The organism is Lacticaseibacillus sharpeae JCM 1186 = DSM 20505 (assembly GCF_001436225.1).
Lineage (GTDB): Bacteria > Bacillota > Bacilli > Lactobacillales > Lactobacillaceae > Lacticaseibacillus > Lacticaseibacillus sharpeae.
In genome coordinates this window covers 80,971-92,736 of sequence record NZ_AYYO01000037.1, presented here as the reverse complement: position 1 = coordinate 92,736, position 11,766 = coordinate 80,971, and the positions used below count along the sequence as shown (strand labels likewise).

13 protein-coding genes are annotated in these 11,766 nt (G+C 45.2%); 11 read left to right on the top strand and 2 right to left on the bottom strand.

Annotation, left to right across the window (positions count from 1 at the left end; genetic code table 11):
• Window positions 1–247: 247 nt before the first annotated feature.
• The 9 genes from FC18_RS12100 to FC18_RS07770 all read left to right on the top strand — a co-directional run bounded on the left by FC18_RS12100 (window position 248) and on the right by FC18_RS07770 (window position 8,884).
• Window positions 248–391, top strand: a complete 144-nt coding sequence (locus FC18_RS12100) for a hypothetical protein (RefSeq protein ID WP_156300997.1) — start codon at window positions 248–250, stop codon at window positions 389–391.
• Window positions 392–971: 580 nt separating this feature from the next.
• Entirely contained in the window at window positions 972–1,346 is a 375-nt protein-coding gene (locus FC18_RS07805) for a hypothetical protein (protein WP_056975966.1), read from the top strand.
• Complete coding sequence (locus FC18_RS07800; protein WP_054680605.1) at window positions 1,343–2,641, top strand: Y-family DNA polymerase; 1,299 nt, start codon at window positions 1,343–1,345, stop codon at window positions 2,639–2,641. The genes FC18_RS07805 and FC18_RS07800 overlap by 4 nt, the downstream gene beginning before the upstream one ends.
• Window positions 2,642–2,656: 15 nt before the next feature.
• Window positions 2,657–3,025 carry a hypothetical protein gene (locus FC18_RS07795; protein WP_054680608.1) on the top strand — a complete coding sequence of 123 codons (369 nt, stop codon included), beginning with the start codon at window positions 2,657–2,659 and terminating at the stop codon, window positions 3,023–3,025.
• A complete protein-coding gene (locus FC18_RS07790; RefSeq protein WP_054680611.1) occupies window positions 3,022–3,210 on the top strand; it encodes a hypothetical protein in 189 nt (62 codons plus the stop codon). Before FC18_RS07795 ends, FC18_RS07790 begins: the two co-directional genes overlap by 4 nt.
• A 156-nt stretch (window positions 3,211–3,366) precedes the next feature.
• Window positions 3,367–5,130 carry a site-specific DNA-methyltransferase gene (locus FC18_RS07785; RefSeq protein WP_054680614.1) on the top strand — a complete coding sequence of 588 codons (1,764 nt, stop codon included), beginning with the start codon at window positions 3,367–3,369 and terminating at the stop codon, window positions 5,128–5,130.
• Window positions 5,130–7,391 (top strand): DEAD/DEAH box helicase, encoded by a 2,262-nt coding sequence (locus FC18_RS07780; RefSeq protein WP_056975964.1) that lies wholly within the window; start codon window positions 5,130–5,132, stop codon window positions 7,389–7,391. Before FC18_RS07785 ends, FC18_RS07780 begins: the two co-directional genes overlap by 1 nt.
• Window positions 7,392–7,490: 99 nt before the next feature.
• On the top strand, window positions 7,491–8,024 hold the full coding sequence (locus FC18_RS07775) for a helix-turn-helix domain-containing protein (protein WP_156660894.1): 534 nt from the start codon (window positions 7,491–7,493) through the stop codon (window positions 8,022–8,024).
• Complete coding sequence (locus FC18_RS07770) at window positions 8,021–8,884, top strand: IS3 family transposase (protein WP_162260711.1); 864 nt, start codon at window positions 8,021–8,023, stop codon at window positions 8,882–8,884. Before FC18_RS07775 ends, FC18_RS07770 begins: the two co-directional genes overlap by 4 nt.
• A gap of 69 nt (window positions 8,885–8,953) precedes the next feature.
• Here FC18_RS07770 and FC18_RS07765 read toward each other — a convergent pair whose 3' ends face one another.
• Both FC18_RS07765 and FC18_RS07760 read right to left on the bottom strand, forming a co-directional pair.
• The gene (locus FC18_RS07765; protein WP_056975961.1) at window positions 8,954–9,145 is read right to left on the bottom strand and encodes a hypothetical protein; all 192 of its coding nucleotides are present in this window, start codon (window positions 9,143–9,145) and stop codon (window positions 8,954–8,956) included.
• On the bottom strand, window positions 9,129–10,136 hold the full coding sequence (locus FC18_RS07760) for a hypothetical protein (protein WP_056975959.1): 1,008 nt from the start codon (window positions 10,134–10,136) through the stop codon (window positions 9,129–9,131). The genes FC18_RS07765 and FC18_RS07760 overlap by 17 nt, the downstream gene beginning before the upstream one ends.
• A gap of 182 nt (window positions 10,137–10,318) precedes the next feature.
• Here FC18_RS07760 and FC18_RS07755 point away from each other — a divergent pair, with 182 nt between their 5' ends.
• Both FC18_RS07755 and FC18_RS07750 read left to right on the top strand, forming a co-directional pair.
• The gene (locus FC18_RS07755) at window positions 10,319–10,777 is read left to right on the top strand and encodes a hypothetical protein (protein WP_054678123.1); all 459 of its coding nucleotides are present in this window, start codon (window positions 10,319–10,321) and stop codon (window positions 10,775–10,777) included.
• A 460-nt stretch (window positions 10,778–11,237) separates the two neighbouring features.
• Complete coding sequence (locus FC18_RS07750; protein WP_054678121.1) at window positions 11,238–11,627, top strand: hypothetical protein; 390 nt, start codon at window positions 11,238–11,240, stop codon at window positions 11,625–11,627.
• Window positions 11,628–11,766: the final 139 nt, after the last annotated feature.

Sequence of the window (11,766 nt, the reverse complement as noted above, 5' to 3'; positions counted from 1 at the left end):
GGGCCTACACCTCTGAGTTGGAGAAAAATCTCCAACACCAGAAAGTGTAGACCCATTTTTGTGAGACGAAAAAATATGAGAACTTTTTTGAGATTGGCATGGTCTCTTATGCTGACAAACGCCGGTATATAGGCATTCTGGTGTCGTGAAAGAATACCATTTTTTCGCTAAAACACAAGACTATTAACCGATTAATCCTTCTGTATACTTACTCCTATATCTGGGACGTAAATAAAGGGGGATTATTATGAAGAAGTTGGCAGGAATACTGGCACTCACGGTAGCATTATTTGCACTGACCGGTTGCAGCAGAGCCGAGCTTGGAAAGACGGATGTGAGTTATTATTTGGCACCGCAGAAGACGGCTAAGGGTGCGGTATCTAGGCATTAGACTAAACGCCACGCAGACGGTGAACGGTACACGCAGATTACGTTCAATAGTGACGGTAAGTATGCGGAGTACACGCATGATATTGCAAATTTCAATATTAATGGGGTCAAACAAAGCCGTGAGTTTTACGATTATTATTCGGGCGAATGGAAGATGGACGGCAACCAGGTGATAGTGAGTCGTAAGTGGAACGGCAGTCTCTATCGAAACATGTATGATCAGAAGGAAAAGAGACTCGCGCACCCTAGGTATCATTACTACACAGAGGTTGGAGAAAGTACGGTCATCAAATATACCGTTGATAAGGACTCGAAGCTGATGAAGAGTGTGGCTGAGGAGTACGGGTCTAACGTCACAACGGGGCGACCCCGACCAAGGTCGCGCATCACGACATCATGAAGGAATTCACGAAGAAGAGGGACAATTTAAAGGCTGTTAGCGAAAAATAAGTGAATTTATGGGCGCATCGGAAAAGATGAGCCTATTTTTATTAATTACCCTTGTAAACGCAAACGTCTGTTCGTATGATGTGAGTATATACGAACAAACGTTTGTAACGATTACTAAGGGAGCGGTTGATATGCGTGACGTGCCAAAGGAAAAGTGGCTGTATCACGACCGGTGTATGGCTAAGTGGATGGGCTTTTTCATGTCCGACCACACGGAGTACATGGGGCGTAAGGCAAGCGAGAAACCAGCAGTTGAGAAGCGCAAGATGAGCGAAGAAGAGTGTGATTCTGTGTTCCGCGACGCCTGGTTGTCTGGCGGAGTCGTGGCCATCCAGATGGATTCGACGTTCAACGACCAGTACGCGCCTGACATTGAGGGGCTGGTGCTTGGTGTAGATACCAACCTGATTTGCATTCAGACCAAACAAGGCAAGATGATGCGCGTGGTCGCGGACGACATTCGCAACGTTGAGCTGCTTCAAACCAGTGAGTGGTGGGCTGCATGAGCACGCCGCTTGATGATGAGTCACGGCTGCCGTCGCATGACATCATGTGTATCGACTGCAAGTCCTTCTATGCCTCGGTTGAAGCGATTCGGCGCGGCGAATTTCCGCTGGCCGCGAAGATTGCGGTTATGAGCAATGAAGAGTCTTCTGGCGGTCTGATTCTCGCGAGCTCGCCGAATACCAAGTACAACTATCACGTCAAGCTGGGCACGCGGCGGTACGAGATCCACGACGACATGGATATTGAGATGGTAGAGCCGCACATGGCCGACTATATCCGCAAAAACTACCAGATTAACATGATTTACAAGCAGTTCACGGATGATGCGCACTGGTTTCCGTACTCAATCGACGAGAGCTTCATCAACGTGACCGGCTCCCACGCGCTATTTGGCAGTAATGACGACATCGCGGCTGCCATCCAGGACCGCGTCTTCAAGCAGACCGGCATCGTGACGACTGTGGGCATCGGCGAGAATCCGCTGCTTGCGAAGTTGGCGCTGGACAACGCGGCGAAGAAGCAGGAACCGTGGCGGGCAACGTGGACGTACAAGGACGTGCCGGAGACGCTCTGGAAGATAGATAACCTCACGGATTTCTGGTCAATTGGGGCACGGACTGCGGTGCGACTGAACAAGCTGGGCATTTATTCCATCTATGACTTGGCCCACACGGACGTGGCCGCGTTGAAGAAGGAGTTCGGGGTACTCGGCGAGGCGATGTATTACCACAGCTGGGGCATCGACTACTCGGACATCACGCGTCGATACGTGCCGCGCAAGGCCAACAAGGGGTTCGGCAACTCGCAAGTCTTGATGAAAGACTACCGCGATGCGCGGGAGATTGAGATTGTGCTCAGCGAAATCGCAGATCAGGTGGCCACACGGCTGCGGGCGCACCGGGTGCAGTGCGAAATTGTAGCTATTTCGGTTGGTTTTGCGGAACCAGACGAGCAAAATGGTGGGCAGACACACTGGGGCGCGCAAATGCGCATTGACCCGACCAGCTCAACGGCGGACTTGATTCGGGCGGTACGGTTCCTATTTGCCACCCACTGGCAGGGCCAAGCACTGCGGAATCTGGCGGTACGCTGTTCGCGGATTAGTGAGGCCCATTCGCAACAGCTCGATCTCTTTGCTTCAGCGGAGCGCCAGGTGGCCAATGCAAAGCTGGAGGCGACTATCGACAGACTGCGCAAGCGCTACGGCTATAAATCGCTGACGCGCGGCTACAGTAAGGTTGACGGTGCCACCGCGATTAAGCGCAGCGGACTTGTTGGTGGGCACCAGGGTTAGATTGGTGATGACGATATGAAGCCGGAAATTAGAAAAATGCACGAGCGGTATGAGCGATATTTTCTCCGGAAGTACCGGTATCGCTACTGGCTCGTGCTGGTTAACAATCATTTCGATGATGTTTACACGCTGTTCCTGTACGCAATTAAGCACGGGGACGCGCTGTTGAAGTCGTATGAGCTGACGCAGTGGGACAGCCAGGATGAGGCGCTCACGAAGACGATGCTGCAGGCGATTCGGGACATGACGCAGCTATCGATGGAGCGGCGGGACACGCGGCATCTAGTGCACCCGGGCAAGGACATTGTGACCGACGCGGTGCACGGGCATGGATTCAGCACTACATATAGGCCAGATCGGGAGAAAGGCAGGCGCGTGCAATGACGACGTGGGTGAAGTTTATCCAGGCGCACTTCGTTGTGGAAGGGCTGGAGGAGAGCGTGGGGGAGATGGAGTTTGAGTATGGGGTGTGGCCACCGGCGCGGAACGGTGGCTATTTATGTACGAAAAAGGGCGGCTGTAGCCGCCCGGTCACTGAGTTGCTAACCATTAAAATTGCTGAGTTTTAAATCGCACAAAGTCAGGGACAAGGTTAGATTAGCATAAGTTATGTTAATGAGCAAAGACACATACAAAGTGCTGTAGATAATGGCAATATTTCTACTTGAGAACAGAATTATATAGTAAAATTGTAAGTATGAATTTCATGAAATGGGGGATCAATCATGACTGACACGAAGTTTGAGTTACTACCTGAGTTAAATGAACGGGATCGAGCCATAAAGTATGTTAGAGACTTGATGGATGAGTTTACAGTGCAGAAGAAGAATGATGATGTGAAGGAACTCAGAGAAGTTTATCGCTTACTTCAGACTAAGCGGTATGGTATTGTGTGGGAAGAACATGCTGAGAATGTTGATGAGGAGATGAAATCCTCAGTACCTGTATTTATAGACGAAAAGGCAAGGACGATCAACTTCAACAAAGATTCAGATGCATATGATTTTTTAATTGAAGGGGATAACTTGCATACTCTTCATCTATTACAGAAAACGCATCTCGGTAAAATCGATTTTATATACATCGACCCACCGTATAATACCGGCAACAAGTCGTTTAAGTACAACGACGAGTTTGTATCAGCAGATGACGCATACGTACATTCTAAGTGGATTTCATTTATGAATCGGCGTATGAAGTTAGCCAAAAATTTGCTGACGACAGATGGCGTTATGTTCATAAGTATTGATAACAATGAATATGCCAATCTGAAGATGCTAATGGATGAGATAATGCCATCTGGTTATGTTACAACGATTCATATTCAAATGTCAGCTACTCAGGGCATGAAGGTGAAGTCAGCAAAGTCTGGAAACATCGTAAAAAACGGTGAGTACATTCTAGTATATTCACGTTCTGGAAATAAACAGATAATGAAACATCCTCTTACCAATAGAACCGAATATGATGGACATTATAATAAATTTTTGCGTGTGCGAGATGATAATAGTTATACCGAGCACAAACTTGCTGACGTAATTTCAGAGAACAAGAATCTTGTTGATGAACTGACTTTACTTGGATTGGTTAGAGAGGGTAAGAAGCTGAGCAATTCAAAGATTTCTGAATACTACGAGAAGTCAGACGCAGTAAGAGCGTTTATTAACGAAAATGCCGAAAACATAGTTCGAGATCACACGGGAATAGACGTGGGCGATACAAATAAGTATGAGATCGGAATCGTTTATAAGTATCAGAGCCAAGACCGTAGTTATTTGATTTTCAAAAATGCAAAGGGAGTCGTTACTCAGCGTATTCGGTTTTCGGATAAGTTGGGGTGGTCTGATGATTTTAAGTCGGAGTATGGTCCTTTGACAATACGCGGGGATTGGTGGAAGGACTTCTACTTGGACATGGGTAATGTATCTAGAGAGGGTGGAGTAAAACTAGATAATGGAAAGAAGCCTTTGCGACTTTTAAAACAGTTGATAAAGGCGACCACCGATTCAGATGCATTGATTTTGGACTTTTTCGCGGGATCCGGGACAACAGGACATGCTGTTGCTGAGTTAAACCGCGAGGAGGGAAGCCATCGTCATTTTATTATGGCTACAGATGATGAGGTTGTCGAAATTGCGTATCAGCGAATGCTTAATATTTCGCATGATACAGGGTTAAATCTTAAGTACTTCAAAACAGACTTTGTTCCATATGCTTCTCCAAATATTGAGCGGGATTTGCTGATGAACGTTAAGACTCTGGTTGAATTAGAGCGCGGAATTGATAGCGATAATCCCAAGATTGCGTTTGTTTTTGATAGAACAGATTTTGCTGATGTGCAGTTAACGAATGTGGATACTGTCTATATTAGGACAAGAGTGCATGACATGATGTCTAACGAAGAGTTACTGAACATGCAGGATAATAACATTGAATTAATCGATGTTCCAGATAGATACTTTGCGAGTGAACTCAGGGGAAACGAATAATGAGAGTTAAACAATTTAGATTTCAGCAGAGAGCTGTATCAGAGATTTTCAACAACTTTGAGATTGGTAAAAAGGACATTGTCTTGGAGGCACCCACTGGATCTGGTAAGACAGTTATGCTTTTGCAGTTTATGGAGAAGGTTGCTGAGATTGATAGCCGGGATATAGCTTTTGTTTGGCTGACACCCGGAGCGGGAGAGCTTGAAGAACAACAGTGGGCGAAAGCATCGAATAGCTCACGTTATTTGATACCGCAGCGTTTGGATGATATCTGGGAAGGCGGTTTTTCAAGGTCCACTGTTACATTTATTAATTGGGAGGCAGTTACAAACAAAAAGACAATAGCAAGACGCGGCGGAGATGTTGCTAGCATTGAGTCAATTGTTAAGCGAGAGAAGTTAGATGGACGTAAATTTGTACTAGTAATAGACGAAGAACACAGAAATCAAACTGTAAAAGCACAAGATGTTGTTGACATGTTTGATGCCATTTCAATAATTAGAGCTTCAGCCACGCCAGTAGAAGATGATAGTTTAACGGCGGTTAAGGTAACTGAAGGTGAGGCCATTTTTGAACATTTAATAACGCGTAGAGTTGTATTGAATGAAGGTTTGTCGGTTGACAATGAAGCGGCAGACTATCTGTATTTTTTAGATAAGGCCAATGCAAAGAGGCTACAGATACAAAGTGAGTATAGAAAAATTGGCAAAAACATTAATCCGTTAGTGTTAATTCAGTTTCCTGATGAAAAGACCGGCAAGAGTGATTTGGCCGCAGCATCTAGGCAAGAGCGAACACGTTTGATTGATGAGGTGGTCGATGCGCTCAAAAATGAATTCAACCAGAATGATGATGAGATTGGCATTTGGCTTAGTGACGAGAAGATAAATATTGATTCAATTGCAAAGAACGATAATCAGGTTAATTTTCTTTTGATAAAGCAGGCAGTATCAACAGGTTGGGATGCGCCAAGGGCTAAAATTTTGGTTAAGCTACGTTTGAATATGGATGCAAACTTTACCTTACAGACAATTGGCCGAATTAGGCGAATGCCTGAGCAGATTCATTATGATAACGAGATTTTGGATGATGCCTACGTATATTCAAATGATATAAATTACGTTAATGAGGTTCTTAAGGGGCACGCTGCAGACAAGATTGCGCTGTATCATTTGAATCCTGATGTTGATTCAGATGTCTTCAAATTGAAATCAATAAAGAAACGAAATACCTATTCTGCGGATGTGCCTACAGTCGAGAAAAGGTATGTTGAGCAGTTGCAGAAAGAATTAGGTGTTATTCCGGGACAATTCAACAAAAACAAAGAGTTATTGGCAAAAAATAATTACATTTTTGGCATCGACGTTTTTTCAAAAATACCCGAAGGAAGAATTTCGCGTCTTGAAGAAATAGTGGATTTACCTAAAACTGACAATAGGGTGCCCGTGGTAGATACCAGACAGTTCGGGCTAAGAGTTGAGGCAGTGCTACAGGCAGTTGCAGCATATTTCCACGTTAAACAGAACACACGAGTGGTTAGATCAATAATGATGGACCTATTTCGCGCGGGTGACCAAGGAGGAGTTATCAAGCAGATTGTAAGCCTGTCTGCAAAAGAATGGTATGCATTTATCGTAAACAATGGTCCTAAACTACGTGATGTGGCCAAACGAATGGATATCCGTTTGTCTGGCATAATCGGATCGGAACAGTTATCCTTTGACACAATCTCAAAAGAGGTTGAATTGACAGACTTTACTTTAAAAAATCCGGACTCTTATGCAGTTCACACAGGTGTAAAGTACGACGTGTTACCGAAGAACGTGTATGAAGGTTACACAACCGCAAATTGGGTAAAACAAAGTGACCCAGAGCGCAGGATTGAAAGACAGTTGGAAATGATTCCAGAAGTTAAGTGGGTGTATCGTTCTAAGGATCATGGACACGAGTTCTTCTCAATTACGTATGATGCAAATCAAAGAGAGTTTTATCCAGACTATTTGGTAATAGACAGAAAAAACAATCTATACATCATAGAAACAAAGGGTGCCAAAAATGAAAACATCGATGAGTATGCAGCAGGAAAGTTTAAAGCACTTCAGCAGTATGTAGTATCAGATGTTACGGCTTCATCGGTTCGTTTTGCATTTGTAAGATTTGATAAATCAGCGGGAATTTTAAAATATAATAATACTAAGTGGTCGGATAATTTAGAGGTAATCTCAGAATGGAAGCCTTTGATAGACCTTTTTAAGAATTAGATGCACGTAAAATAAATTTTAGGCATAAAAAGAGCTTCTCATATTGAAGTGCCCTACAATTGTTAGACAGATACTCTAACGATTGTGGGGCACTTTTTTATGACCGGAAATTCAACTGCATTCAAAGTCAAAATTGTATCAGAATATCTTAGAGGTGGGATTTCTCTGCAAGAGTTAGCCAAAAAGTATCATATTCCTCTTTCTGGAAATATGCGGGTATGGATTAAACGAGCGCAATCCCAGGGACTAGATTCACTTATCGTTAAACATACCAAGCGAGAGTATTCATCAGACTTCAAGCTTGAGGTGGTAGAATATGTGCAAACACACGAGGTAAGTCGGTCTAGTACAGCAGTAAAGTTTGGAATTTCGCCATCACAGGTATCAAGTTGGATGTCGAGATACAAGCACCAAGGCGTGGCCGGACTGCGCGATAAGCCCCGAGGAAGAAGGTCTACCGCCGTGTCAAAAAGGAAGAAACGCGCCACGCTTTCCTCAACCAAGGAAGAGCAATACAAGCAAACGATTCTGGAACTCAAGCACGAACTATACGAAACGAGAATGGATCGTGATATTTTAAAAACATTAGCGACCATAACAGCACGAGATCAGGAAAGAAAACAAACCAAGTGAAAGCTGAAATCGTTGATTCGTTACGGTCGCAATATAAGTTTGATGAGTTACTAAACAAGGTGGGCATTAAGCGAGCGACGTTCTATGATTGGCAAAAACGTAGCCAACAGCCTGACAAATACGCCGATGTGAAGGTAGTTATACGTAAAGCCTACCGCGACTCAGCGGAGACGTACGGATACCGACGGATGCTCGCTGAGACGGTCAAGGCAGGATTTCCATATTGCGAGGAAACCATCCGTCACCTGATGACCCAGATGGGTATGAAGGTTGTCGTGTACTCTAGACATACGGCCAAGTACTCGTCCTACAAGGCTACCATCGGGCACTTCGCACCGAATAAATTGAAGCAGAAGTTCGTAGCAACTAAGGTTCGTACCATATTGCATACAGACGTTACTCAGTTGCGTCTGACAACTGGTGGCTGGGCCTACATTTCGGCCGTAATTGGCGAAGCCAATGACGAGGTGCTCGCGGCTTGCGCCAGCAGTTCGCCAAACAAGGCACTCATCAGCAGAACCATTAATGAGCTCAAACCACACTTAAAGTCCAGCATTATGCCTATACTGCATTCTGATCAGGGCTGGCAGTACCAGACCAAAGACTACCAAGCATCATTAGCAAGTTTGCACATTATTCAGAGCATGTCCCGTAAGGGCAACTGCCACGATAACGCACCCGTTGAAAGTTTCTTCAATCTGCTCAAGCGAGAGTATCTGAAGCGGGTCAATTTTAACAACATCAAGGATTTACAAGCAGGTCTCAACAGCTATGTTTACAAGTTTAACAACGAACGCATCTCAATGAACAAAAACGGTCTGACTCCCGTTGAATACAGGAGTCAGACCGAATCTGCGTAAAAACAATTCAAATTTGTCTAACTTTTCTATGGCACTTCACTTACTTCAGGGAGCCCTTCACGTATCATTCTACAGGTCATCTTTTCCTTTGGCGAACACCGCTGCCGCCAATACTGGTAATGCTGCTACTACTCCTAATGCTACCTTCCCAGCCTGATGTCTCTGTCGTTTATGTTCCACACACAAAAGTGATTTACTATCCTCGGGTTCCTTGTCGCAGCCTGGAAAAATGCACTGCCGCTTCTTACTCGATTCGCTCATGCTCGGTCTCTCCTATCCTGTCCTGACGAACCTGCTCAATCAACTCCGCCGATGATTCGGCCACTCTACTGGTGAGTTCAAAAATTGGATTATCATTCTTCCCGTGATGCCCATTGTCAATCAGCCAAGCAACGGAATGCTCCCCGACTGTGCCCGTTGTCAGTAAGGACTGCTTCAAGAATGTCTGATAACCACTTAATGTTGCGATTAACGCTGGTTCTTCACCCAGCGCAGTGTACGCTGCCAACTTAATCTGGACTGCCGTGTTCAAATACGTCAATGACTGTCGTACTAGTGACTCCAGTCGCGCTGTCTCTGGCCCATTGTCTTTCTTCTTAATCAACTCCACGGAGTCTGTCCGGAGCGCCATCATTAGCTCTGAGGCGGCCTCTGAGCTAATCATCACAGACTTTGTCAGCAGATTCGTTTTGATGCCAACATTTGTGGCCGCCAAGCCTTCAATCAACAGCTGACGCGCACTAAAAACTCCCGCAAAGCGGTCGTTGTACTGGCCCTGTTCAACTCGTTGTACGGCCGTGGTCAGGTTCGCGATTTTATTCGCAATCTCGCTCAGTTGGCCCTGAATTGCGGCCAAAACGGGGAGTGTACCTAAGTTCTGTACCACTATTGGTTCTAAATCCGCAATTGCTTTTGTGCGTTTAGTGGCGGAATCTATCAACATTCCGTACATCTGCTGCGAATCTTTCCGCACACCCAATCGCCATTCTCCCGAGGCCAACTTTTGCCGTGTTTCTTCCGAAAAATTGGCGATATATTCGGTTTTATTGCCGGTGGCCAACTGATTAATTAGTTCCGTGTTGGCAATGCTGCTATGCAGTGCTCTACTAAGCCTCTGCAGGCCTTGATTGGCTGAGGCAACCTGCAGTCCTTTTAACGGATCTGAACTTAGGTCGTACGTGTATAACTTTGGGTCTGTCACGTCCAATACTTCCTGATTTGGACCAGGCAGTACAATCTCGTATTTGCTCATTATTCCGCCCCACATTCTCGAGTAACTATTAATTGAATTATATCATGGCTAGCGCTTACATGAAGTTTCGTTACTGACACGCCAATTTCAAATTTGCTAATCAATAAGTACCTAAAGCTACAGACACCCATGCTCCAACACTGTATAATTAAGAAAACTAGGAAAGTTAGAGGGATATACTAATGCTAAGTGCACTCGGCTTTATCATGATTGGCGGCATCATTCTTGCTGTTGTTGCTCTCATCATGCTGATCATCGCGTCAATTCGCAAACAACCCAAAAAACTAAGCATTATCCTGCTTGTAATTGGGATTGCACTCCCAATTGCTGCAACTGTCGTAGGACTTGTCGTTAGTCCTGACTCAGCTGATTACACAGTCACCACCAAGGCTGAAGGCAAAGACTTCATCGACAATGCCACTACCAAGAAGGTTAGGGGTAAAACTCTTGAATTCAAAGTAACTGAAGTCGGTGACGAAAGCCAAATGGGTGTTGGCCTCGCCGCACCAGGTGGATTCAACGTTTTATTACCCGTCACAAAAGAAGCACGCAAGATTAAGGTGGGCGATACTGTCACCGTTGAGTGTAATGCTGTCGGTGACACGTTTGGTATTCCTGCTGTATCTGCTACACTTGAATAATTATTCTAGAGAGGCTATGCGGCCTCTTTTTGTTTACTTCAGAAATTTGTCTGGTATGCTTGTACAGGTAGCAAATTGTCAGTTTTGACCTTGCACTTGAATTTATTTTGCCATCATCAGGTGTATCAGTGCGTACAGTTGGGCGTGAGGAGTTAAAAGCTGAGGATGTGGAGTTGATCTAGTTGCGATGTCCGCGCGGTTTTAAAGCGGACGAGACAGTGATAAATCTCACAAATCTGAAACTAATGGTTTACACTCCGAAAATTCCGTGCTATCCTTGAGCCATAGAAAAAATCGTATATGTATCAAGAGCGCCGCGAGTGGCTACACACTATGACCGGCCGGCAACGTACCTTTTGGCAACGTGCCCCACTGTAGACGGATGCACAAGCTAACCCCGTTTAGTCGTGCATTTATGTGCGGCTTTTTTTATTACTAAAAACAGCGAGGAGCGCTAACTATGTACACAATTGATCAATGTCCCACGAAGGTTCTTAACTGGAAAAAGATCACCAAAAAGTGGCTTAAACGGGTCAGGAAATCAGATGCCATTAACTTCTTCGACCTGAATGAACTCATCATCATTCAACAACATGCAACCAAGAAACAACGTGTGCGAATTGATACGCTCGCTATTACCAAGTTCGCGCAAAACTCGCGCCTAGTCGACACCAACCCACCTTCGTACACACACGATATGCTCGCAGCTGCAATTGCTTGGCTTAAGCCTATCTCTGAAAATCGCGAGGTATCTGAAGCCATTCGGCTCGAGGCCGGTCAATGTCTAAAGGCGAATGCGAACCTGGCAATTCTGAATTCGCCTGAAGTTGCGAAGCTGCAAGAACCTTAGCCCGAAAAATTGAATATGGATGTATTAAGAGTGTTGGTAGTGGCTACGCACAATGACCAACCGGCAACGTACCTGTTTAGGCAACGTGCCCCACCGTAGACGAATGCAGCTGATTACCCTAAGCCGTGCATTCTTGCGC